Here is a 23,775-nt window from a genome sequence, read left to right as displayed (position 1 = left end):
GACTTAGAATTGATTGGAATGTTAAGTAAAAATATAGGAGGGTTTATTGATTATGCAAAAACCAAAAGTAATTGCTTATCATGGCTTGCCAGCTGTAGCTATTGAAAAGCTACAGGAGTATGTTGATCTTGTACAATTCGAGAATGTTACAGAGCATTATGGAAGTTTTTTAGATGAACTAAAAGACTGCCAAGGATTGATCGGTATGGGATTGCCGATTAATATGGAACTTTTAGAGCATGCCTCTGCCCTGAAAATCGTTAGCAATATCTCGGTTGGGTATGACAATTTAAATTTAGCAGAAATGACAAAGCATGGCGTTATGGGAACGAATACACCCGATGTGCTTGATGATACAACAGCTGACGCAATGATGGCACTAATACTTGCTGCAGCAAGACGAATACCAGAGCTTGACCAATATGTGAAAGATAAAAAGTGGTCAGATATGATTGGTATCGAACATTATGGTGTAGACGTTCACCACAAAAAGCTAGGGATTATTGGTATGGGACGGATTGGAGCAGCGGTTGCAAAACGAGCACATTTCGGATTTGATATGGAAATTTTGTATCATAATCGAACACGAAACGATGAAGTAGCTGCGGATTTTAATGCACAGTATTGCGAGTTTGATGAACTGTTAACTGAGGCAGATTATGTCTTGTTAATGGTACCGGCAAATGCAGAGACGAAGCACATAATAGGCACCACGGAATTTTCCAAAATGAAACAATCTGCCATTTTTGTGAATGGGTCACGTGGGGAGAATGTTGACGAAAAAGCGTTAGTAACAGCACTGAAAGCGGGTGAAATTCGTGCAGCTGCATTGGATGTATTTGAAAAAGAACCGATCCCGGTCGAACATCCATTGTTGGGGTTGTCAAATGTGATTACTGTTCCTCATATTGGATCAGCAACGTTTGAAACACGCATGAAAATGTTTGAGCTGGCTATGAAAAACTTAATTCAAGGATTGAACGGACAGGAGCCTGTAAATCTTTTAAATAAAGAATTATTTAAATAAGGGGGATGTATAAATGGATGTAGACGTAATCGTAGTAGGTGCTGGACTTGCGGGATTAGTTGCGTCGGCTGAGCTAGCGGATGGGGGTAAGAAAGTATTACTTCTTGATCAAGAACCTGAAGCCTCGTTTGGGGGACAAGCATGGTGGTCATTTGGAGGGTTATTTTTAATAGATTCGCCAGAGCAACGTCGAATGGGAATAAAGGATTCAAAAGAATTAGCGTGGCAGGATTGGGTTGGAACTGCAGGTTACGATAGCGAGGACGAGGATTACTGGGGAAAGAAGTGGGCAGAAGCGTACGTAAATTTTGCAGCAGGTGAGAAACGTAAATGGTTACGCGAGATGGGTGTGAAATTTTTTCCGGTAGTTGGTTGGGCAGAACGTGGTGGTTACCTTGCTGAAGGTCATGGAAATTCGGTACCGCGCTTTCATATCGTCTGGGGCACTGGTCCTGGAATAGTGGCTCCTTTTGAAGCCCGTGTGCGTGAGCATATGAAGAATGGCAAGATTGTCTATAAGCCACGTCATCAGGTCGATGAGTTGATTTCCGAAAATGGAGCGATTGTTGGAGTGACTGGATCAGTTTTAGCTAAAAGCCTAGCAGCTCGAGGTGAGGAAAATACGCGCGAGGTAATTGGTGATTTTGATTATCGAGCAGAAGCGGTATTAGTATCGAGTGGTGGTATTGGAGCTAACCATGAGTTGATTCGAAAAAACTGGCCGAAGCGGTTGGGTGATGCGCCGAAACATATGATATCTGGCGTTCCAGCGCATGTCGACGGACGTATGCTTGCAATCACGGAAGCTGCTGGAGGGCGAATCGTGAATCGTGACCGGATGTGGCATTACACAGAAGGTATTAAAAACTGGAATCCAGTTTGGCCAGCGCATGGTATTCGAATTTTACCTGGTCCATCGTCACTATGGTTAGATGCGGAGGGGAATCGTTTTCCAGCACCTAATTTCCCTGGGTTCGACACGTTAGGGACGTTAGAAACCATTCAAAAGACTGGCTATGATTATTCGTGGTTTATTTTGACACAAAAAATTATTGAACGTGAATTTGCGTTATCGGGATCCGAGCAAAATCCAGATTTAACTGGTAAAAGTATTAAGAAGGTATTAAGCAGGGTAATGCCTGGTCCGACATCGCCAGTTAAGACATTCATGGATAAGGGCGAGGACTTTGTAGTAGCAGATAATATTGATAACCTTGTAATTGGTATGAATAAATTGACTGGAGCGGGGTTGTTGGATCGTGAGCAAATTTTACGTCAAATAGAGGCACGTGACCGCGAAATAGACAACGCGTATACAAAGGATTTGCAAATCACGGCAATACGTGGGGCGCGTAACTATTTGGGTGACAAGCTAATCCGTGTCGCGTCCCCACATAAAATTCTTGATCCGAAAAATGGCCCACTCATTGCAGTACGGTTAAATATTGTCAGTAGAAAAACGCTAGGTGGACTTCAAACCAATTTGGAAGGACAAGTATTAAATGATGCAGGAGAGGCTGTTCCTGGGCTTTATGCAGCAGGAGAGGTGTCAGGCTTCGGCGGCGGAGGATTACACGGCTATCGAGCGTTGGAAGGTACATTCCTAGGAGGATGTCTTTTTACTGGACGAGAAGCAGGAAGAGCAATTGTAAAAAAATTAACCTAAAAAAAGCGTAAGCGCCCTTACAGGCTAAAAACGCGACGTCCTCGAAAATACAAAGCAATTTTCATCGTGCGATGTTCATTCAAAGGAGTTTTCCTTATCCTGTCGCAACGCCTGTACTAGCACGTCCTGTGCGTCGTAGCAACGTACAAACTGCGCCCACGCAACGTGGGTGGTTCGATGTTGCACGCAAAGTGCGGTTTTAATCGAACTTCCTTTTTGTACGAACCGGTGTTGACTTTCACCGCAAGGGTATAAGTGCGACTAAGCCTCTGGTTTTACCAATCGGCAAGTCTTCTAATCGCAGTGGAGGAGTGTGAAGTTTGGGGCTGCGCTAAATGCTCGCCCCACCAAAACATCTGATAGTTGCTGGGCGCTGGAGCTAGACAGATTTTATATATTTTTATCTTTTAAAAAAGATGACCAAGGCTACATAAGCCTTGGTCATCTTAATTGTACTTATTTGTAAATCAATACCTTACCAACAGTTTCGTCAGCGCTTTGACCTACAACACGGAACTTCAATCCGTATTCAGGTACATTACGTCCAGCGTCAACTAAACTTGGGTTACTCCAGTCAGCGCTGTCGTCAAACAATGGAATACGCTTCGTAAAGTTGTCTTTCATAGTAAGACCTAAAAGATCTGTGTAATCAATGAACATTTTTTCTTTCTTATCTAGGCTAAATGCAGCATCGTGGACTTGATAACGAGTAGATGCTACTGAGCCATCACTCCATTTTACCGCATGTTGATCAGCGTCAACTACGCCTAGGAATCCATCACCAGGGTGAACACCTGTCCAGTTGTTGTCGTATGATTCATCTACATACCATACTACTAAACCTGGATCAAAACTCATTAAACTGTCTCCACGACGGATGTGAGCAAGCCCTTCGTCAATACCATTATGTGTTCTCCACTCAAGTAGGTAATAATGATCTGTCTTATATTTACCGTCATGCTTTTCAAAACCGTTTAGGTCAAACTTAAGATCTCCTTCAGCTCCATCAAAGAATACTTCGTTACCATCAGCAGTAACTGTAATATTGTCAGCGAAGAATCCATCTAAGTTTGTTGCCCAGTCAGTCATAGAACGGAATTGAAGCAGAATTTCTTGACCAGCATATTCGCTTATGTCAATAGTTTCATGTACCCATCCATCACTTGAACCAGTATAGCCAGGTAAATTTTCCTTTATCGCAGGGTATCCATTTGGATCAAGTTGTGTTTGTGTACGCTCACTTGATAGTGATGTCCAAGTAGCACCATTGTCTGTTGAAACTTGAACCATTGCATAATCCCAATATTGCTCGATATTATACCATGCATCGAAATCAAGCGTTGCATTTGTTGCATTTGTTAAATCGATGGATGTTACCATTTTGTGGTCAACTTCATCGCCTTTTCCACCATAGTATTCAAATTCTCCAGCTGCTGGAGTGTTTAGTATGTTAACCTTTTTCGGTAAATCAACGCGTACTGCGTCATTGTTTGTTCCTTTTGTGATGGCTTGGTCGAGAAGAACCGATGTTCCTTCACTTGTAATTTCAGAAGAATTCAGGGTAGTTCCGCTTAACCAGTTACCACCGTGATTAGTTTGTAACATTTGTCTTGCATATGGGCTAAATCCAGTAGGTTCTGTTCCAGGTACTTTACCAGCCCAGCTTCCGCTTGACATGATTGACCAGTAAGATACCGGTTCGCCAGCACCACTGTAAACGGTGTCATATTCATCTGGAAGACCTAAATCATGACCATATTCGTGAATGAATACACCAGCAGCTCCGTCTTCAGGCTCAATTGTGTAATCTAATGCTGCTAATTGCCCGTTGAAGCGGTCACTATCAGATGTACCACCAGGAACTGCAATAAGACCACCTAAGTTCCAACGGTGTGACCATATCGCATCACCGCCAAGTGATCCACCGCCAGCCTCTTCACCGACACCTGCGTGAATTACCATTAAGTGATCAATTACACCATCTGGCTCAGCTTTTACGCCGTCACCATCATAATCATAACGGTCCCAAACATCGTACTCACTTAAGTCAACATTCGGATCTGCACCAGCTTTTGATAGTGCTTCAAATACCAATTGACGCGGACGTGCATCACTGCCATCTGGAGCTGGGTAATTTCCGCCATAGTAAGCAGCTGGATGATCTGCCGTATACCAACCAGCAACCGTTCCATCTACCGTATAGCTACCGCCAGATTGTTTTTCGTAGTATTGTTTCATCGAAATAAGGTTTTTACCGTTTGGTCCTTCATATCCGTTTTCACCAAAAATCATATCTTGGAAATGAGATAGTGGATAATTTTCATACCACATATCTGTTTCCTCTTTTGTGATTGAACTATGTTTGTAGTCAGGGAATTCGATTGCAAGAACTAATACTTTATCAGAGCGAACTTCACCATTCCAATCTTCTTCCACTACAGAATCTGGTTTGTTTTTCTTAGCATGGCCAAGTTTATTACCTTTGCCATTTGTTAAAGCGTTGTTGTGCTTCTTATCTTTACCTGCTAAATCAGCATCAAGACCTTTCGGAAGCTTGTCCCTCGTCTTTTTCGCATTTTCAGCTTTGCCTTTTAGGTATTTTTTTAACGCTTTATTCGCCTCTTTAGGCGTAGCATCCTTTGCGATTGTGCCGTTCTCTTTCAGCATCTCTATTAATTTCTCATCGTTTGCAATGCCTAAATCTACTGGTGAACTAACCGAATGTGGTACTTTTGCCGTTAGGTCATTAGATTCAGAAACACTTGCTGTCGCTGCACTAATATTTGTTGCCCCTAAACCTAGCGTAAGTGCTAGAGTTGTAGAGAGAATAAATCCCTTTTTCAACATAAGTTTCGTTTCCTCCTGTTTTTTTAGATTTAACTGCCCTTAAATCGTATGTAAACCCCCTCTATAGATTAATAGTTTAGTTGTTTACCTTTAACCTCTTAATTAAAGAAGTTTGGTAACAATCTAATAATAAAGTCTAGGCTAAATATTGTAAATATTTTCGACGGAAAAGGACAAAAATAGTCCTAATTTACTGAAAATAAATTAAGTAATTTGACCTATTTATACATGTTTATACATAAAAAGACTCACATAGATATGTGAGTCAATCATTATTACTAGTTTTACTATTGTAAGTTTAATGAATAGCTCTTTTCTTAAAACGCCCACCTTTTACATCATGAATATCACCGACAGCTAGAAAGGCTGATTCATCTTTTTCTTCAACGATGCTTTTTACTTTGGCTTCTTCAAGACGTGTTATGACAGTGAAAATTACTTTTTTATCATCGCCAGAGTATGCCCCTTCACCATTGAGATAGGTCACGCCACGACCAAGCCTAGCATTTATGGCATCACCAATTTCTTCGTGTTGATCACTGATAATCCACACTGACTTCGATTGGTCAAGCCCTTCAATAGTGAGGTCGATTGTTTTAAACGCAATGAAGTATGCAATTAAGGAATACATGGCACGATCCCATCCGAACACGAAACCGGCACTTCCTAAAATAAAGATATTGATAAACATAACAACTTCACCGACCGAAAAGGGAGTTGCCTTGTTGAATAAAATTGCCATTATTTCTGTTCCGTCTAATGATCCACCATGACGTATAACTAAACCTACACCTACCCCTAGACAAATTCCACCGAAAACAGATGCAAGTAGAAGATCTTCTGTTATTTCTGGAACGTGATGAAGAACTGCCACACCAATTCCGAGAATGATATCGCCTATAACTGTAGTAATTGCAAAGGTTTTCCCGATTTGTTTATATCCAATTAAAATGAAGGGAAGATTGAAGAGGACCAATAAAAGTCCTAGGTTAAAGTCGGTTAAATAGGATGTGAGGATGGAGATTCCGATGATGCCTCCATCGATGATGTTATTTGGTACTAGAAAGATTTCTAGCCCAACTGCTACTAACATAGCACCTAATGGAACAAAAATCATGCGCAGTAACAGCTTTTTTTTAGTTAGTCTTTTTTGCCGATTAGCCTTTTGGATGCTTTCGAAATTCTCCGGAATAGTTTCATCTTGCATAGTTTTCCCCCTATATATTCATCCACAACGATTGAATGTCCATTATCTATTATAACACTAATTTGGAAAACTCTGTATAAATAAGGTGTCTGGTATGTTGTTTTAGTGTAACCAACTACCAGACACCTTATCTAAGCCTTTTTTTCTTCTGATTTATTGATAATACTTGTTCCGACTAAATCGCCAGTTACGTTTAACGCTGTACAACCCATACCTACTAAAGCATCAATTGCAGTTAGAAGACCGACAGCTTCCATCGGGAGCCCAAGTTGTGCGAAAACGGTGGCAATCATGATAATTCCTGCCCCTGGCACACCAGCAGTTCCTACTGAAGCCAATGTTCCTACCAATACAACCTGAAGCATTTCTGTAAAACTTAAGGGGTCTCCGATAATATTCGCAGCAAACACTGCTGATACAGCGATACGGATTGCAGCTCCGTCCATGTTAATTGTCGCCCCAAGCGGTAAACTGAATCCATATAAACTTCTTGATAAACCAAGATTTTTTGCTGCATCTAAGGTGAGTGGTAAAGTGCCTGAGCTACTTTGCGTAACAAATGCTGTAATCATTGGTGTCCGAGCGTGTGAAAAGAACGTTGATGGTTTTATTTTGGATAAAAGCATGAAAATAATATAGATACCAACCTGGACAATCAACGCTACATAAAGAACCATTATCATATTACCGAGTGAAATTAGTGTATCTGCACCCTGATTCCCGACAGTTTTTGCTATAATGGCAAAAATCCCAATCGGAACATATTGCAGAATAACTTTCATAATGGCTAGTGTTGCTTCATTTAATCCGTTTACAACCTTGTAAACACTTTCTCCGAGTTCAGCATGTTCTTTTGACGAACGTAAGGATGAAATAGCAATACCAAACACAATTGCCGTAAAAATTATACCTAGTAAATTTAGCTCACTAAATGCGGTAATAATATTATCTGGAATAATACTAAGTATTACACTTATTGCACCTGGGTCTTCTGGTACTTCGAACTTTTCATTCGTATCCAACGTCATACCTGTGCCAGGATCGAATAAGCTCGCGACAGCTATCCCTACAATTATTGCTAAAGCAGAAGTGACTAGATAATAAGCAAATACTTTTCCGCCCATACGTCCTAGATTACCAATTCGTGTTTGATTAACCCCAACAATTAACGTGAATAGGATCAGTGGGATGATTAAAAATTTAAGCAAACGAATTAACAAGTCACCAAATGGGGCTAATACGGCTGCATCTTTTCCAAAAATTACGCCAACAATAATACCAAGAATGAGTGCAACAGTAATTTTTAAAATGAGAGATGCATCACGGTACCCTCTCCATATCGCTTTCATATTGAAACCTCCTTCAAAACTACTATTCCCTATTGAGAAAAGAATAAGTGTTCAAGTTAAAATATTGTATTCATATAAAAATACTACGAATTTCACTTTCATAAACTACATCACTGGAAGAAAAGAGTCAAAACAACTGCTTAAGAATTTGCAGAAAATCCCTAACATAAAATTTCAAAAATTAACCACCCTATATAAAGTAGGGAGGTGATGGAATGCAACAAATTCGAGAAATTATGACGGAGAACGTATACACAGTAAATGAAACACAGTCAATTCAAGAAGCAAGTTCCTTAATGAGTCAGTATAATATCGGTTCGATTCCGGTGGTTAATAATAATGGTGAAATGGTTGGTATGATTACTGACCGAGATATCACGCTTCGTTCAACTGCTCAAGGTGAGGGTACACAAACACCGGTTTCTGAAGTTATGACCGCACAACGAATTGTACAAGCAACTCCAGAAATGGATGTTCATGAAGCTGCTCATTTAATGGCTGAACAACAGGTTCGTCGGTTACCTGTTGTGGAGAACGGACAAATAGTAGGAATGATCGCGTTAGGTGATTTGGCGACACAAAATCAGTTAACCAATGACGCAGAAGAAGCACTTTCAAACATTTCTACACCATCTGACCCGCAGAAATAAAATGTAAAGCATAGAAGTAGAATGGATATGACCTTCTATTTCTATGCTTTTTAAACACGCTAAATCGAGGTGCAAAAAATGAAAGAAGAAAAGGTAGAACAGGTGGAAGGGTATTATGATGCGTTCCACCGTGTACATAATGAATTCGGTAATTATTGGCTTGATGAAACGTTTCTCCAATGGGATTGGTGGTTAGCCATTTTGGTGGGAGTGGGAGCTTGGATTATTTGGATTTTTTATCGAAAAAAAGATAGCACCCATCGACTGTTATACGCAGGGTTGTTTTCCATCTTGGTTGGAGTCTGCCTCGATTACATTGGGGCTGCGCTTGGTCTTTGGTATTACACAGGAAAACCAATGCCAACTTTCCCAGCATGGGCGCCATTCCACTTTTGTATGTTACCTGTTGCTATTATGTTTTTTATTCAAACAAAGCCACATACCGCTCCATGGAAAAAGGGATTAGTTTTCGGATTAATAACAGGATTTATAGCAGAACCGATTCTTGTATGGACAGATTATTATGTACTTACTGGATGGCAATATATTTATTCGGTGCCCATTTATATGGTTATTTATATAATTTGCGATTGGCTGGCGAATCGAGATACGTTAGAGAAGGTAGGAGTGTAATGGAAATCGGAAATGAATTCGAGTGTGCGGACACACGATCCTTTATTTTAACAAAATAAGCATGATTTTGGGATGACGCGGACACAGGAGACCTTATTCGGCGAAAAGTCAGTCCTATTCTCTAAATTGTGGGACGATAACGCATCCTGTGTCCGCTTGGACCTTGAAAATACCTCTTTTAATGGAAATAAGGTACCTGGTGTCCGTAAATAATGAATAATGTAAAGCTTTTTTCAAAAACTATTCAGTAGGAAGGGGGCATTATCATGGTCAACAAGGAGAAGGAATTTAATAATCAATTTAAAGAAAATAAGAACAATGGCGAGCATCGAAACGGGCGGAAGAGTCAATACAAAAATTACAATGCACACGAAAGTGAAGCACCAAATGAATATAATAGTAAAAAGGAAGATTAATTGGAAACCCCGCTGATTTTACAGCGGGGTTTTATTAATAACGTCAGAAAGTTATGGTAGACCTTATAAGAAAAACTTACGACTAACCATCTTATACTAAATACCAAAATATGTTAGAATTATTATAAAATTATGTACTAAGGGTGGTTAGGGTTGAAGTGGAAAAAGTATTATCAATAAAGGATTTGACCAAACATTTTGGAGGAACATCTGTATTGAATGGAGTAAACCTGGATGTGTATAAAGGACAGATAATTGGTTACATTGGCCCAAACGGAGCCGGTAAAAGCACAACAGTTAAGATTATGCTTGGTTTAATCGAGAATTATAGTGGCACGGTAGAAATTTTTGACCAGGATATAGCTACTGGCGATCATACATATAAAAAAAGAATCGGTTACGTTCCAGAAAGTGCAGACGTATATGATAACCTAACAGCAAGCGAATATCTTACGTTCATGGGTGAGCTGTATGGAATGGATAAAGAGGAAGCAAGTTTAAAAGCAAGTCAATTAATGAATCAATTTGAAATGGACGACGTTTTCCATACACGAATCTCTTCATTTTCAAAAGGTATGAAGCAAAAGGTTTTAATTATTTCGAGTCTATTGCATGATCCTGATCTGTTATTTTTGGATGAACCATTAAACGGATTGGATGCAAATAGTGTGATGATCATTAAAGAGGTTCTCGCCCAACTATCGAAACAGGGAAAAACGATATTTTATTCCTCACATATCATGGATGTCGTGGAAAAGATCAGCAATCGGATTGTTTTACTCGTCGATGGAAGAATTGCCGCAGATGGCACCTTTGAAGAGCTAAGGAAGCAAAGCAAGGAAGGTACACTAGAAGAGATATTCAACCAGTTGACTGGGTTTGATGAGCATAAGGATATCGCTGAAAAGTTTGTTGGAATTGTTAACCGAGGTAATCATCATGAGTGATTTTCAATCGTTAAAAATTGTTGATGCCTTTAAATTTCTTTTCAAGAAGCTTGGTGTCGATTACGAAGCAATGCGAAAGATTCTTGAGTTAAAGTTAATAATGGACGGGCGGCGAGCCCCAACAGTTTTTGAAGCATCTAATTCTAAGAAAAAGAAGGAAGGGAATCAATTTTTAAAATCATTATGGCTGTATGCGCTATATGGACTGATTATAATTCCTTTTCTATTTCTTGGTGACAATTATATTTTTCAAATGAGTATTGTGTTCGGAATCATTATGTTTATCTTGATGACCTCGATGATTTCAGACTTCTCATCGGTATTATTAGATGTTCGGGATAAAAGCATCCTTGGTACGAAGCCAATTCATAGGCGGACAATAAGTGCAGCAAAAATGGTGCACGTTATCATCTATATGACACTGTTAACTGGCGCTTTTATCGGTGTTCCGTTTATCGTTATGCTTGCGACAAAGGGTACTGCATTTTCGTTATTATTTTTAGCTGTATTATTCGTTAACGTGTTATTCGCTGTTGCATTGACTGCATTGATTTACATCATAACATTACATTTCTTCAGCGGGGAACGACTAAAAGACATCATTAATTATGTACAAATCTTATTATCGATAGCAATCTTTGTTGGGTACCAAGTGTTAGTGAGGTCGTTTGAATTTGTTGATCTAACTATTTCTTATACTTTTAGCTGGTGGCATGTTTTTATTCCGCCTATTTGGTTTGGTGGACCATTTGAGCTGTTGCTCAACCAAAATTACTCCGGTGTAATCGTTGGATTTTCTCTTCTTGCGTTGATCATTCCAATTTTATCGATTCTAATTTATTACAGGTTGATGCCTTCCTTTGAACGGAATCTGCAGAAGCTATTAAATGATACTGGAAGAGGGAAGAAAAAATCTGGTAAATGGAATGAAATTTTGGCACGAATGGTTTGCTTTAATCGAGAAGAACGTGCGTTTTTCCAATTTGCGGCGTTATCAATGAAGAGAGAACGCCAATTTAAGTTGAAGGTATATCCTTCGTTAGGATTTGCATTCATTATTCCATTTATTTTTCTACTAAACAGTGTACGCGATGGTTCATTTGCTGAAATTGGTGAAAGTAACATGTACTTTTCTATTTATTTCAGTAGCATTATGATTCCTATGGTTGTGCATATGCTTAAATTCTCGGAGAATAGTGATGGAAGCTGGTTATTTCATGTAACACCTATTACGGATTTGTCAGCGTTGAATCGTGGTACTATCAAGGCTTTTATCATTAAAATCTACTTACCAATCTTTTTGATTTTAAGTGCAATTTTCGTTGGGTTTTTCTCGGTGAAAATTATACCTGACTTGTTTATTGTTTTTTTAGCGGGGTGCCTGCATACGATTATAGCTTTTAAACTGTTAAACGATGAAGTGCTGCCTTTTTCGCAGTCGTTTGAATTTGCTCAGGATATGAATACGGCAAAAAATATATTGCTAACCTTATTCGCTGGATTTTTCTGGTTAGCACATTATTTAATGTCTATGGTTGACTACGGAATTATTATCTATATGGTCATACTTGGAATCGCAAACGTCGTTGGCTGGAAGCGAACAATGACATCCCGCTAGGTACTGAATTGTAATCGTAGGTTAGAAGCCACAAGTAAAAAGCGCTTGGGCACGCATGTACTGATAGAGAATGTTTGCTTGTCGTCCTTCTTTTGTGTGCGGATTACGGCATGCTTGCAATCGTCGGATAAATTCAACGTCACATTTACAGCGTGGCTCGTTTCTGCGATAGCAATAATCATGTTCTTTGCAGGCCGCATCTACCCTGTTTATTGGTGCACCTGGGCCGCTGCATCCTGGTCCACACCAGTTGTAGCCTGGAAAAATGCAAAAACGTGGGAATGAACGGTTCATGCGATCGAACCTCCTCGTACTAGAATAGTACATAATATGCTTTTTCTAGTAGAAATGGGAGGTCAAATGCCTAGGAATGACTTGGAGATTTCTAGCTCTGTTTTTCTATCACAGTGGAATGGAACTTCAGTCTAGTTGTTGTGTAACTATGGTTATTTCATATATTTTTACGGAAAAAAGGCGTTAGCTACTGTTCGAGATGTAGCTGACGCCTTATGTTATTAGGATTTGTCTAGCTATCTATTTGTACGCCGCTAAGCAGTCGCCTACGCTTTTCTTTTGTCTAGCTACGGCTCCTAGCGCCTAGCAAATAGGTAGTCAGGATGAACGTATGGAAAGGGCACCCTACGATTCACCTGCCTAACTATTTGTACGGCACTAAGCAGTCGCCTGCGCTTTTCTTTTTAATGTCGTTTATTCAGCCAAAGGACACCGGATTTTGCTAATCGTGGCAATAACCCTGTTGCAGGCTTCTGGAACATGTTGCCGAAGCCATCTGATTTACCAAGCGAACCTAGCGTTCCTTTTAATTTAATTTCCTTTGGTTGTTTCACCGTCTCATTTTTAAATACAGAAGCCAGGATGTCAGCTATTTGCTCACCTTGTAGTCTAGCTAATTGAGCACTTGGTGAATGTTCGGATGATGCGCAGTCACCGACAACATATACATTCGTATTCGTCGGTACCTGATAAAAGTCATTCACAATAATTTTTTCTTGTTCGTCTTTTTCAAAATCCAATTCGCGCACTAGATAGTTTGGCCGTACACCTGCTGTCCAAACGGTTACATCATTTACATAGCACACGCCATTATTGCAGACGCCGTCTTTTTCTACATAATCGACATTTGCGTTATGCAATACTTGTACATCATTTTTTACGAACCAGTCTTCAACATATTCCTGTATTTTCGAATCAAAAGGTCGTAATACAGTTTCTCCTCGATCAAGCAGTCGTATATTTAGATCGGGTCTACTTTCACGAACCTCAGACGCTACTTCAATTCCACTTAATCCTGCTCCTACTACGGTAACTTTTCCGTATGCCTTTAAGTTATTTATCGCAAGTCCTGCATTCCGAGAGTTGGAGAAAGTTTGCACGCTCTTCGTGAATTCACTTGCTCCTGGAACACCATGGTAATTATCCTCACAGCCAAGCGCTATTACTAAATAATCATAACTAACAAATTTACTGGAATCTAGGAATGAAATTTGCTGATTTTCGGTATCAATTTTTGCAACTTCACCAAATTCATATTCCACTTGATTATGTTCGGGAAAGTCGATACGTACATCACGATCGGACTTTGTCCCTGCAGCTATGGCGTAATATTCCGTTTTTAACGAATGATAGGGATTACGATCTACTACTGTAATATGTATATCCTCGGGTAGGTTGCTGTCTAGCAGATTCGATAATATTCGTATACCACCATATCCGCCACCTAAAATGACTAATCGTTTCATGAAAAACCCTCATCTCTGTTAATAAAAGTGCTTCTACCATACAGATTACCAAAAAAATAAAAAGAAGACTAGAAAATCAATGCTTTTGTATAGTTTTGCAGAAATTAATTTATTTTATCCGCAAAAACAGTTGCATTAAAAATGTATAATAGGAGTAACATTAGAAAATTTAGTTTTAATCGTCAAGTCTTTATGACGAAAGCCTAAGTTGCACTTATGCAGTAAGAAAGGATTTATAGTTTCTTACCTGCCAAAAAAGGAGAGGGAAATTTATGACGGAAAAATTGCTACATGCTATTCAGGATGAATATCCAGAAGACTTTGCTTGGTGCTATGGATGTGGGAGAATGAACGAAAGTGGTCATCATTTTCGTACAGGCTGGCAAGGGGACAAAACGGTCACTACATATACACCACAAAAAGAACATACTGCGATTCCTGGGTTTGTTTACGGTGGTCTAATTGCATCACTGATCGATTGCCATGGAACAGGATCAGCTTCGCTTGCACTACACAGAGAAAATGGTCACGAACCAGGTGATGGAGTTGAACCACCACGTTTTGTTACTGGATCGTTACACGTTGACTTTATGAAGCCGACGCCACAAGATATACCATTACAAGCTATTGGTACAATTGAAAAAGTACATCCGAAAAAGTGGAAGGTACACACAGAAGTTTTTGCTGGCGATACACTTTGTGCCAAAGGTGAAGTTGTCGCGGTTGTAATGCCTGATACATTTGCGAAGTAGTTCTGCAAACGGAGACAGTGCGTGTTGATTTTCATTCACTCATCAAGTCAATGTAAGCCAAAAAATTGCGGGAACCTGAAAAAATTTTTGGTGTGGTATGCTAGTCATAATTTACCGCCACTACGGCATTGTACTTACAAAAAATCGTAGCATACATGACATTTGTCATGTATGCTACTTGACGTTTATGACTTCTTCCATGAATGGATTTTCTTTATTATAGATAATACTATAACTATATCCTTTTCATAGGAGGAAATGATGAGTAAACAAAAACAAGCACAATTACGAAAAGACGTTGCACAATTTGAAAAAGCAGATATGAAAGCAAGTATAAAACAATTAATTAATACAATATTACCGTTCATTGCTCTTTGGTTTCTTGCCTATCAGAGCTTAGCGGTTTCTGTTTGGTTAACATTGGCACTAGCCGTTGTTGCTGCAGGATTCGTTGTTCGAATCTTTATCATTTTTCATGATTGCACACACATGTCCTTCTTTAAAAATAAAAAAGCGAATCGTGTTGTCGGAACCATTACTGGTATCATTACCCTGTTCGCATTTGAAAAATGGAAACGGAACCACGCGATTCACCACGCAACGAGTAGTAATCTAGATAAACGTGGAACTGGAGATGTCTGGGTAATGACAGTGGACGAGTATGTTGCTGCATCGTTTTGGGGGAGATTGGCTTATAGATTATACAGAAATCCGTTTGTGATGTTCGGGTTAGGACCTTTTTATCTATTTTTAGTTTCCAATCGATTTAACCGTAAAGGTGCTAAAAAGAAAGAACGCTTTAACACCTATTTAATAAATGTATCGATAGTCGTTTTGTACACGCTGATGATACTTGCGATTGGCTGGCAAGCATTCTTAATCATTCAGCTTCCGATTCTTTTCGTGGCAGGATCAGCAGGTATCTGGTTATTTTACGTACAACATCAATTTGAGGATTCCTATTTTGAAAACGAAGATGAATGGGATTATGTAAAAGCTGCGGTAGATGGTAGTTCGTATTATAAATTGCCAAAAGTAATGCAATGGTTGACTGGTAGCATCGGATTTCATCATGTTCATCATTTAAGTCCAAGAGTACCAAACTATCATTTGGAAAAGGCGCATGAATCAACACCACCACTGCAAAAGGCAACCACAATTACATTTATGTCTAGTTTACAATCGATTCGTTTTCGTTTGTACGACGAGGCAAGTAAATCGTTTAAAACTTTTAAAGAAGTGAAGGAATTAATGAAAAAACCTTCAGCACGTGTGAATTTGAATCCTACTAGGTCTAGCGTGCAGGAAAAATAGATTTAATTATCCGATTGCCCTTCTGTTATTAATAGGAGGGCTTTTGTTGGTATAATAAGTATAGAAAGTATAAGCGCCTTGCAAGACGGGAAGAGCATAGAAGTGCGAGTTGCCTTCTAAGCGCTATCACTAGACAACGTTGAAACAAAGGAGGGTTTTACATGCAAAATTGGTTTCATATTATCCCCAAAAATACAGGGCTCAGTGCGTATGCTTGGATTATATTTTGTGTATTACCCTTCTATTTTGTATTTCGTTCGTCATCTACACTGGAGATCATTATAGGGATCTTTATGATTCTAATCTTTTTTGCCACGTATCGTTTATCTTTCATTTCACAAGGGTGGACGGTATATCTATCCGTTGGAATAGAAATGACAATTAGTATTGTGATGACGCTGTTTTTAGGATATGTGTATTTTTCATTATTTCTAGCATTTTATATAGGTAATATACAAAATAAAGCTGGTTTTATTTCGCTTTATGTTGTTCATCTCGTAACCACAATTGCGGCAGTAAGCATAGGCTTTTTTACACATACTGAAGCTTTCTTTATGCAGTTACCATTCATCATTATGTGTATTGTAGGAGTTATCTTGCTTCCTGCAAATATGTACAATCGAAACAAACAGGAGAAATTAGAGGGGCAATTGAAAGACGCCAACAAACGAATTTCCCAGTTGGTTGTAATCGAAGAGCGCCAACGAATTGCGCGTGACTTACATGATACGTTAGGTCAGAAGCTTTCGTTAATTGGATTAAAAAGCGATCTTGCTGGTAAGCTCATTAACTTAAATCCCGAAAATGCGAAGGCGGAAATGAATGATATCCATCAAACAGCAAGAACTGCATTAAAGGAAGTGCGGGAAATGGTTTCTGATATGAAAGGAACAAGACTTCAGGATGAAATTATTCGTATTAAACAAATGTTAACTGCAGCACAAATCAATGTTGAAATAGAAGGTAGTCCGAGTCTAACAAACACTCCTTTATTGGTCGAAAATGTTATCAGCATGAGTTTGAAGGAATCTGTTACGAATATTGTGAAGCATAGTCAGGCGGAGAATTGCTTTATTCTGATTGAGCAACTACCAAAAGAAATGCGTGTTACGGTAAAGGACGATGGTATTGGTCTATCTGAAAATGCGGCTTATAAAGGACATGGGCTACAAGGGATGCGTGAGCGACTTGAATTTGTAAACGGTAAGCTTGAACTTGAGTCTAGGAATGGAACCACGCTTATCATTCGGGTTCCAAATGTTATTAAAGAATCAGATGAGGAGGGGTTGTTGTGATTCGTATTGTTATTGCGGAGGATCAGCGCATGTTACTCGGGGCGCTTGCATCATTATTGGATTTAGAGGAAGACATGCAAGTAGTTGGAAAGGCTAAGAACGGGGAAGAAGCGTTGGCACTTGTCCACCAGCATGACCCAGACATCTGTATAATGGATATTGAAATGCCCTTGAAGACAGGACTCGATGTAGCAGAGGAATTGAAGGATCACCCATGCAAAGTGATTGTATTAACAACATTTGCCCGTGCAGGTTATTTCGAACGCGCACGAAATGCCGAGGTAAGCGGCTATTTGCTAAAAGACAGCCCAAGTGAGGATTTGGCCAATTCAATCCGTACGATTATGGATGGCCGTAAAATATATGCACCCGAATTAGTAGATATGGCGTATAGCTCGGGAAGCCCGCTAACTGAGCGCGAAGAACAAGTCATCCAATTAATTGCTAACGGGAAAAACACAAAAGAAATTGCGAACCAGCTGTTTATCACAACAGGTACAGTCCGAAATTACGTATCTGTTATCTTAGACAAACTTGACGTGACCAACCGAATTGAAGCAATCTCGCGGTTTAAGGAAAAAGGTTGGTTTAAGTGAATAAATAAATCCAGGAAGATCTGACCACTAATGGCAGGTCTTTTTTTACTGTGCATATTAGCGCTTTTTAGAAACCGAAGCTAGTAGAGAAAAGTGGTAATTGAGGTCTGGCCGGTAATATACGGACTCAGAATCCCTTATTTCACGTAAATTGATCTTTTTCAAGCCTGAAGCGGACACCAAAGACGTTATTTACGTAAAAAAGCCTTTGAATCACTGATTTATAACAAAATAGCGTCTCTGGAGTCCGATAGGCAACCAAAATTAGCCCATTTTATACCAATAGGGAATCTGATGTCCGCCAATCGTAACTTAAGTACCATTCGTTGCAGTAAATTTATAACGGAACTAGAAACATGCCGGTTTTCCTTTTCTTGTTTGATGCAACTATTTTCGGGAAACATAAAAAGACGATTTGCTAAACAAGGAGGAATTGTACAAATGGGTATTAGAAACCGTATTCCCCGTGATAAAAAGCTAGATAATAGTCTTGCTCTCCTCTCAGAAGGCTTCTTATTTTTACCGAATAGATTTCGCAGATTCGATACGAACATTTTTCAAACACGTCTCCTAGGTGGTCAAAAAATAATCTGTATTAACGGCAAGGAAGCAGCCAGTATCTTTTATGACAATGAAAAATTTCAACGGAAAGGTTCAGCACCAAAACGTGTTCAGAAAACGTTATTTGGTGAAAATGGTGTGCAAACGATGGACGGTATTGCACATAAGCATCGTAAGGAATTATTTATGAAGTTGATGACACGAGAAAGTGTAGCGCGGATTGCTGAACTTACGAAAGAACAATGGAATTTGGCACTGAATAAGTGGGAAACGAAAAATAGCATTGTCTTATTCGATGAAGCAAAAGAAATCATGTGTCGGGTTGCATGTAAATGGGCTGGGGTCCCGTTAAAGGAAAAAGAAGTTACAGAACATGCCAACGATCTAAGTGCGATGATTGATGCATTTGGAGCTATTGGTCCAAGACATTGGCATGGAAGACAAGCCCGCAAACGATCAGAAAAGTGGATTCGTGGTATTGTTGAACAGGCACGTGCAGGGAAAATAGAAGCCTGTGACGGTTCCCCATTATTCGAAGTTATTTGGCATCGTGATTTAGATGATAAGCTTTTGGATACACAAATGGCAGCAGTTGAACTGCTAAACATTGTGCGGCCGATTGTAGCAATCACACGGTATGTAACGTTTGGAGCTTTAGCAATTCATGAGCATCCTGAAACGAAAATGAAGCTACAACGTAATGAAGATAATTATCGTCAATTATTTGTACAGGAAGTTCGCCGTTATTACCCATTTGGTCCATTTTTAGGTGCCCGAGTGCGTAGAGATTTTATTTGGAAGGAATGTAAATTTAGGAAAGGTAATCTGGTGTTATTAGATGTTTATGGAACGAATCACAGTCTAGAACTTTGGAAAGATCCTGACGAATTTAATCCAGAAAGATTTAAGCATTGGAAAGGTAGCCCGTTCGACTTCATACCACAGGGCGGTGGTGACTACAAAAATGGTCATCGTTGTGCTGGAGAATGGCTCACAATTGAAGCAATGAAAGCTAGTTTGGCGTTTTTAACAATTCAAATGAATTACGAAGTGCCCGAACAGGACTTAACGATTAATTTGGCGCGGATGCCCACTATTCCTAAAAGTAGATTTATTATGGATGGGGTTAGAAGAAAAAGTAACTACTAAAAACGCCCTTCATACGAAAACTCGTTTAGGGCGATGAAATTTATGTGTCAAAACCACCATGAAAAAAAGGATGTCACATTTGGTTCACCTTTACCTAATGTGACATCTGCATTTATTTCATCAGTTCGGAAACAATTTCATATGAATGTAATCTTGCTTTTTGATCATAGATTTGCGCATTAATAATCAGTTCGTCTGCTTCCGTTTTCTCAATAAAGCTTTCTAACTTTTGCTTCACGGTTTCGGGACCACCAATAATAGTTGCTCCTGCATCTAGTGTTTTTTCAACAGTTGCTCGTTCCATTTCCGTCCACACCTCATCTATGTTATCGATAGGAGGTTGTAATTTGGTAGGCTTTCCTCTCCGAATGCTTAAGAATTGTAGTTGTTGTGAAGTAGCTAATCTTTTTGCTTCTTCATCTGTGTCAGCCGCAATTACATTAACCCCAAGCATCGCGTGTGGTTTTTCCAATGCACTTGATGGTTTAAAGTTGTCTCGATAAAGATTTAAAGCCGGAATGGTATAGTCAGGCGCAAAATGACTAGCAAAAGAAAAAGGTAGTCCTTTATGTGCAGCGAGCTGTGCACTAAATCCGCTCGAACCTAATAGCCAAAGTGGAATATCTAGCCCTTCACCAGGGACAGCACGAACACGTGCCTCTCCTGCAAAATATTCTTGAAGCTCGTCAACCTGTAGCGGAAAATCCTCTACACGCATATTTAACGTACGTCGCAGTGCATAAGCGGTTGCTTGATCACTACCTGGCGCTCGTCCAAGACCAAGGTCGATTCGTCCTGGGTAAATTGTTTCGAGCGTCCCAAATTGCTCAGCAATTACGAGTGTTGCATGATTCGGTAGCATAATGCCACCTGCACCTACTCGGATTTTACTAGTTGCACCAGCGATATGGCCGATGATTACCGAGGTTGCTGAACTTGCAATTCCAGGCATGTTGTGATGTTCAGCTAGCCAATATCGGTTAAAACCCCATTTTTCTACATGCTGTGCTAATTCTACGCTATTACGAAACGACTGTGCGGCGTTCCCACCTTCTATGATAGGGGCGAGATCCAAAACAGACATTGGTATATGATTAAACTGTTTACAATTTGTTCGCGCTAAAGACACATTACATCACTCCTTGATAAGAAATGATACGCCCCAACTAAAAAACCGTCCAGTCATCTGCTCCATGGAAAATGGGGATAATAAAAAATCCAAGGAGTGAACATAACTTAGTTCATTTCTTGGATTTTGAATGTATAGTTAATCCTTTTTTCTAGAAAACTTTCCTTTTGCACTTTTGAAAGCTTTTGAAGAAGTATCTGATGCTTTACCAATGACGCTGTTACCAGTATTCGAAACCCCTTTTATTACATTAGATGAAGCATCGGATGCCTTACCTACAAGGCCGCCTCTACCAGATACTGATTTAACAAAATCATTAGCAGTATCTACTGTTTTGTGCACTAAGTCATTCGCATCATTTGAAGTATTCTTAACCAAATTTTCTTTGTTGCGCTTATTCTTGTTGCTTTCTTCAGAAATAAGAATCTCCTCCTTAAAGGTTATACTTATTACTTATGATTCGGTATTGTGGAAAATACCAATTGTCCTTAAAAAGACAGGCATTCTCCGGAATTTTATATGTTTTCCACTAGTTGATTGTACCGTTTCTAACTGAGATTCGATTTCTTCCATGTCTCTTCGATTGTAGTAATAGTTGATCTGCTTGGATGTAGCCTTTTTCCATAGAAACGTGTTCATTTGCGACAAAATAGTACAGACCAAATGACGCAGTAAAAGAAATAGATACTGTTTGTTCATTATATTCCGCGCTCACAGAACTAGTTTCTGTATGATGCTTAACTTTTTTCACAAAGTCAACAGTCTCCTTAAAATTTCTCTTTCTAAGGAACAGTGTGAATTCTTCCCCGCCACTTCGGAATACATAATCGTCCTTATTCAAAAAGTCTTTAAGTGTTGATGCAAATTGTTTAATGACATGATCACCTATTGCATGGTTATACGTATCATTGATTTTTTTAAACATATCAATGTCCGCAACAACAATACCTAATGGTTCATTTGAATGATCTAATTCGTTCATTTTCAGATCCATATATGCACGGTTATGTAAATTTGTTAAAAAATCGCTATAGGCCATCATTTCAAATTTGTCCCGTTCAATTTTGTTTTGCATACTTTGCGACTTGTCCAAAAAAGAACGACTAACAAGATAGTTTAAAATAAGCAAACTAATAATTATTTCCCATTGTTGCTCTTGAAGAAAAAGCAGTAATAAACCATTCGTAAATGAAATTTTGCCCATATCAAGGATGGATCGCGTTTTAATAAAATCAACTGCTTCTTTCATTGTATTCATTTCGCCAAGAAGCTTAAAAACGATAATAATGAAAATATCAGATAGGAGTGACATGACACCTATAATAAGAAACAATAAAATCCAAAATCCGAATGGAATCGTTTGAAAATATGGATGAAGCCAATAGAATATGTAATAGCCTAAAGTTCCATTAAAGGTAAAGGAACCAATGTTATAAATGGTATGCCGTATTTCATCTGGTTCGGCAGTATTCGTTCGTTTTTTATTAACAAACTCGGTAAATCGCAATATCGTTTCATAGATAAGCAGACCAATTGGTCCGGAAAATAGTGCAATTGCAAGGCTATAATTAATCCCGTAATCGATGTATGCACCTTCACCTTTTTTGCTTGTAACAACTAACTTGAAATGATCGTAAAGACTTGAAAAAAGCCATAATAATCCAAAAGCTATAAGATACGTTTTCCAATCAGCGATGGGTTCCTTGGATGTTATAGCAAATACTGCAGCAACGATAAATAAACCATATATAAAATTTCTAGCCTCGTGCATAACAACTACTTCTCCCCTTTAATACCCTTACTAATTATTTTACACGACAAATTAAAGTATTAGTAGAAATATTTTAAAAATTATTGGATTAATTTTCCTAAATAACTTACTTGACAATATTATGTTATATAAATATACTTAATTACGTAAAGTAACCTGTGTTATATACTTTATCTTAATAAAAGTCGACTAATTGGTAAAAATAAAAGGAGTGTAATTCATGGGTTTTTTCACTAAAATGTTTAAAAATAAAAAGGAGATAGAGACTATGTCAAATGTTAAATTAGCGGTTATTTACTATAGTTCAACAGGTACGAACTATCAAATGGCAAAATGGGCAGAGGAAAGTGCAAAGGAACAAGGTGCAGAAGTTCGCGTATTAAAAGTAAATGAACTAGCTCCAGATGCAGCAATTGATTCTAATCCTGCATGGAGAGCACATGTTGACGCAACAAAAGATGTTCCAGTGGCATCATCTGACGATTTAGATTGGGCAGATGCAGTAATCTTCAGTATGCCAACTCGTTTCGGTAACCTTCCATCTCAAATGAAGCAATTCCTTGATTTACAAGGTGGATTATGGGCAACAGGTAAAACAGTTAATAAAGTAGTAAGTGGAATGACTTCTGCTCAAAATCCACACGGTGGTCAAGAAGCTACATTACTATCTCTTTACACATCCATGTTCCACTGGGGTGCGATTATTGCATCACCTGGATACACAGATCCAGTATTATTCGGCGCTGGCGGTAACCCATATGGAACTAGTGTATCTGTAGACCAAGACGGAAATATGGTTGAAGATGTTCAAGGTGCGGTTAAGCATCAAGCAAAACGTACAATTGAAGTAGCTGCAATGGTGAAAAACGGCTAATAATATAGTTGAAAGATAAATCAGATCTTCGCATGTAATGTGAGGATCTGATTTTTTTATTTGCGGGGTGAAAATTGCGTCCAATACAGCTTTCGTTTAGGCCGGTTTATTGAAATACGATCGAGATTTCAACATTTACGATCCTAATTTTAAAAATACGATCCGAATCAGATGAAATACGATCCAAGCACAAAATACGGTGCTACCTCAATCC

General features: G+C 39.0%; 21 protein-coding genes. 13 read left to right on the top strand and 8 right to left on the bottom strand.

Features of this window, described 5'->3' with window-relative positions:
- Window positions 1–52: 52 nt before the first annotated feature.
- Both ACY9Z2_RS02335 and ACY9Z2_RS02330 read left to right on the top strand, forming a co-directional pair.
- Window positions 53–1,027 (top strand): 2-hydroxyacid dehydrogenase, encoded by a 975-nt coding sequence (locus tag ACY9Z2_RS02335; RefSeq protein WP_463607991.1) that lies wholly within the window; start codon window positions 53–55, stop codon window positions 1,025–1,027.
- 13 nt (window positions 1,028–1,040) lie between these two features.
- Window positions 1,041–2,693: an FAD-binding dehydrogenase gene (locus tag ACY9Z2_RS02330; RefSeq protein ID WP_463607990.1), complete on the top strand. Its 1,653-nt coding sequence runs from the start codon at window positions 1,041–1,043 to the stop codon at window positions 2,691–2,693.
- Window positions 2,694–3,149: 456 nt separating this feature from the next.
- On the opposite strand, the gene ACY9Z2_RS02325 is transcribed toward ACY9Z2_RS02330, so the two are convergent.
- From ACY9Z2_RS02325 to ACY9Z2_RS02315, 3 genes are all read right to left on the bottom strand, one after another.
- On the bottom strand, window positions 3,150–5,540 hold the full coding sequence (locus tag ACY9Z2_RS02325; RefSeq protein WP_463607989.1) for an immune inhibitor A domain-containing protein: 2,391 nt from the start codon (window positions 5,538–5,540) through the stop codon (window positions 3,150–3,152).
- A gap of 298 nt (window positions 5,541–5,838) precedes the next feature.
- Window positions 5,839–6,747, bottom strand: a complete 909-nt coding sequence (locus ACY9Z2_RS02320; RefSeq protein WP_463607988.1) for a YitT family protein — start codon at window positions 6,745–6,747, stop codon at window positions 5,839–5,841.
- Window positions 6,748–6,878: 131 nt separating this feature from the next.
- Window positions 6,879–8,096: a dicarboxylate/amino acid:cation symporter gene (locus tag ACY9Z2_RS02315; RefSeq protein ID WP_463607987.1), complete on the bottom strand. Its 1,218-nt coding sequence runs from the start codon at window positions 8,094–8,096 to the stop codon at window positions 6,879–6,881.
- A gap of 215 nt (window positions 8,097–8,311) precedes the next feature.
- Between ACY9Z2_RS02315 and ACY9Z2_RS02310 the strand changes: the two genes are divergently transcribed.
- The 5 genes from ACY9Z2_RS02310 (at window position 8,312) to ACY9Z2_RS02290 (ending at window position 12,360) form a co-directional block, all read left to right on the top strand.
- A complete protein-coding gene (locus tag ACY9Z2_RS02310; protein WP_463607986.1) occupies window positions 8,312–8,746 on the top strand; it encodes a CBS domain-containing protein in 435 nt (144 codons plus the stop codon).
- Window positions 8,747–8,824: 78 nt separating this feature from the next.
- Window positions 8,825–9,379, top strand: coding sequence for a CBO0543 family protein (locus ACY9Z2_RS02305; RefSeq protein WP_463607985.1), 555 nt, complete (start codon window positions 8,825–8,827; stop codon window positions 9,377–9,379).
- A 266-nt stretch (window positions 9,380–9,645) separates the two neighbouring features.
- Window positions 9,646–9,795, top strand: a complete 150-nt coding sequence (locus ACY9Z2_RS02300) for a hypothetical protein (protein ID WP_463607984.1) — start codon at window positions 9,646–9,648, stop codon at window positions 9,793–9,795.
- 158 nt (window positions 9,796–9,953) lie between these two features.
- Window positions 9,954–10,742, top strand: a complete 789-nt coding sequence (locus ACY9Z2_RS02295; protein WP_463607983.1) for an ABC transporter ATP-binding protein — start codon at window positions 9,954–9,956, stop codon at window positions 10,740–10,742.
- On the top strand, window positions 10,735–12,360 hold the full coding sequence (locus ACY9Z2_RS02290) for a hypothetical protein (protein WP_463607982.1): 1,626 nt from the start codon (window positions 10,735–10,737) through the stop codon (window positions 12,358–12,360). Before ACY9Z2_RS02295 ends, ACY9Z2_RS02290 begins: the two co-directional genes overlap by 8 nt.
- 21 nt (window positions 12,361–12,381) lie before the next feature.
- Here ACY9Z2_RS02290 and ACY9Z2_RS02285 read toward each other — a convergent pair whose 3' ends face one another.
- Together ACY9Z2_RS02285 and ACY9Z2_RS02280 are read right to left on the bottom strand one after the other, a co-directional pair.
- A complete protein-coding gene (locus tag ACY9Z2_RS02285; RefSeq protein ID WP_463607981.1) occupies window positions 12,382–12,654 on the bottom strand; it encodes a phospholipase in 273 nt (90 codons plus the stop codon).
- 404 nt (window positions 12,655–13,058) lie between these two features.
- Entirely contained in the window at window positions 13,059–14,120 is a 1,062-nt protein-coding gene (locus tag ACY9Z2_RS02280; protein WP_463607980.1) for an NAD(P)/FAD-dependent oxidoreductase, read from the bottom strand.
- A gap of 272 nt (window positions 14,121–14,392) precedes the next feature.
- Between ACY9Z2_RS02280 and ACY9Z2_RS02275 the strand changes: the two genes are divergently transcribed.
- The 5 genes from ACY9Z2_RS02275 to cypC all read left to right on the top strand — a co-directional run bounded on the left by ACY9Z2_RS02275 (window position 14,393) and on the right by cypC (window position 19,787).
- On the top strand, window positions 14,393–14,872 hold the full coding sequence (locus ACY9Z2_RS02275) for a PaaI family thioesterase (RefSeq protein ID WP_463607979.1): 480 nt from the start codon (window positions 14,393–14,395) through the stop codon (window positions 14,870–14,872).
- Between the two features lie 261 nt (window positions 14,873–15,133).
- Window positions 15,134–16,186, top strand: coding sequence for a Delta(5) desaturase DesA (gene desA, locus ACY9Z2_RS02270; protein WP_463607978.1), 1,053 nt, complete (start codon window positions 15,134–15,136; stop codon window positions 16,184–16,186).
- Between the two features lie 161 nt (window positions 16,187–16,347).
- A complete protein-coding gene (locus ACY9Z2_RS02265; protein WP_463607977.1) occupies window positions 16,348–17,481 on the top strand; it encodes a sensor histidine kinase in 1,134 nt (377 codons plus the stop codon).
- On the top strand, window positions 17,478–18,077 hold the full coding sequence (locus tag ACY9Z2_RS02260; protein WP_463607976.1) for a response regulator: 600 nt from the start codon (window positions 17,478–17,480) through the stop codon (window positions 18,075–18,077). Before ACY9Z2_RS02265 ends, ACY9Z2_RS02260 begins: the two co-directional genes overlap by 4 nt.
- A gap of 447 nt (window positions 18,078–18,524) precedes the next feature.
- A complete protein-coding gene (cypC, locus tag ACY9Z2_RS02255; protein ID WP_491737600.1) occupies window positions 18,525–19,787 on the top strand; it encodes a CYP152 family fatty-acid peroxygenase CypC in 1,263 nt (420 codons plus the stop codon).
- Between the two features lie 112 nt (window positions 19,788–19,899).
- Here the strand turns inward: cypC and ACY9Z2_RS02250 are convergent, their stop codons facing one another.
- The 3 genes from ACY9Z2_RS02250 to ACY9Z2_RS02240 all read right to left on the bottom strand — a co-directional run bounded on the left by ACY9Z2_RS02250 (window position 19,900) and on the right by ACY9Z2_RS02240 (window position 22,687).
- Window positions 19,900–20,871: an LLM class flavin-dependent oxidoreductase gene (locus tag ACY9Z2_RS02250; protein WP_463608271.1), complete on the bottom strand. Its 972-nt coding sequence runs from the start codon at window positions 20,869–20,871 to the stop codon at window positions 19,900–19,902.
- 183 nt (window positions 20,872–21,054) lie between these two features.
- The gene (locus ACY9Z2_RS02245) at window positions 21,055–21,294 is read right to left on the bottom strand and encodes a hypothetical protein (RefSeq protein WP_463607974.1); all 240 of its coding nucleotides are present in this window, start codon (window positions 21,292–21,294) and stop codon (window positions 21,055–21,057) included.
- A 151-nt stretch (window positions 21,295–21,445) separates the two neighbouring features.
- Entirely contained in the window at window positions 21,446–22,687 is a 1,242-nt protein-coding gene (locus ACY9Z2_RS02240; protein ID WP_463607973.1) for a GGDEF domain-containing protein, read from the bottom strand.
- A gap of 268 nt (window positions 22,688–22,955) precedes the next feature.
- On the opposite strand from ACY9Z2_RS02240, the gene wrbA reads away from it, so the two are divergent.
- Window positions 22,956–23,561, top strand: coding sequence for an NAD(P)H:quinone oxidoreductase (gene wrbA, locus ACY9Z2_RS02235; RefSeq protein WP_463607972.1), 606 nt, complete (start codon window positions 22,956–22,958; stop codon window positions 23,559–23,561).
- The last annotated feature ends 214 nt before the right edge of the window (window positions 23,562–23,775 follow it).

Source organism: Virgibacillus sp. GM2-2, assembly GCF_055329585.1.
Note: the sequence above shows the minus strand (reverse complement) of the source record. Positions and strands in the feature narration are given on the sequence as shown.

Coding starts and splice junctions, on each gene's coding strand:
- ACY9Z2_RS02335 (WP_463607991.1), top strand. CDS start 53: ATGCAAAAACCAAAAGTAATTGCTTATCATGGCTTGCCAGCTGTAGCT.
- ACY9Z2_RS02330 (WP_463607990.1), top strand. CDS start 1,041: ATGGATGTAGACGTAATCGTAGTAGGTGCTGGACTTGCGGGATTAGTT.
- ACY9Z2_RS02325 (WP_463607989.1), bottom strand. CDS start 5,540: ATGTTGAAAAAGGGATTTATTCTCTCTACAACTCTAGCACTTACGCTA.
- ACY9Z2_RS02320 (WP_463607988.1), bottom strand. CDS start 6,747: ATGCAAGATGAAACTATTCCGGAGAATTTCGAAAGCATCCAAAAGGCT.
- ACY9Z2_RS02315 (WP_463607987.1), bottom strand. CDS start 8,096: ATGAAAGCGATATGGAGAGGGTACCGTGATGCATCTCTCATTTTAAAA.
- ACY9Z2_RS02310 (WP_463607986.1), top strand. CDS start 8,312: ATGCAACAAATTCGAGAAATTATGACGGAGAACGTATACACAGTAAAT.
- ACY9Z2_RS02305 (WP_463607985.1), top strand. CDS start 8,825: ATGAAAGAAGAAAAGGTAGAACAGGTGGAAGGGTATTATGATGCGTTC.
- ACY9Z2_RS02300 (WP_463607984.1), top strand. CDS start 9,646: ATGGTCAACAAGGAGAAGGAATTTAATAATCAATTTAAAGAAAATAAG.
- ACY9Z2_RS02290 (WP_463607982.1), top strand. CDS start 10,735: ATGAGTGATTTTCAATCGTTAAAAATTGTTGATGCCTTTAAATTTCTT.
- ACY9Z2_RS02285 (WP_463607981.1), bottom strand. CDS start 12,654: ATGAACCGTTCATTCCCACGTTTTTGCATTTTTCCAGGCTACAACTGG.
- ACY9Z2_RS02280 (WP_463607980.1), bottom strand. CDS start 14,120: ATGAAACGATTAGTCATTTTAGGTGGCGGATATGGTGGTATACGAATA.
- ACY9Z2_RS02275 (WP_463607979.1), top strand. CDS start 14,393: ATGACGGAAAAATTGCTACATGCTATTCAGGATGAATATCCAGAAGAC.
- desA (WP_463607978.1), top strand. CDS start 15,134: ATGAGTAAACAAAAACAAGCACAATTACGAAAAGACGTTGCACAATTT.
- ACY9Z2_RS02265 (WP_463607977.1), top strand. CDS start 16,348: ATGCAAAATTGGTTTCATATTATCCCCAAAAATACAGGGCTCAGTGCG.
- ACY9Z2_RS02250 (WP_463608271.1), bottom strand. CDS start 20,871: ATGTCTGTTTTGGATCTCGCCCCTATCATAGAAGGTGGGAACGCCGCA.
- ACY9Z2_RS02240 (WP_463607973.1), bottom strand. CDS start 22,687: ATGCACGAGGCTAGAAATTTTATATATGGTTTATTTATCGTTGCTGCA.
- wrbA (WP_463607972.1), top strand. CDS start 22,956: ATGTCAAATGTTAAATTAGCGGTTATTTACTATAGTTCAACAGGTACG.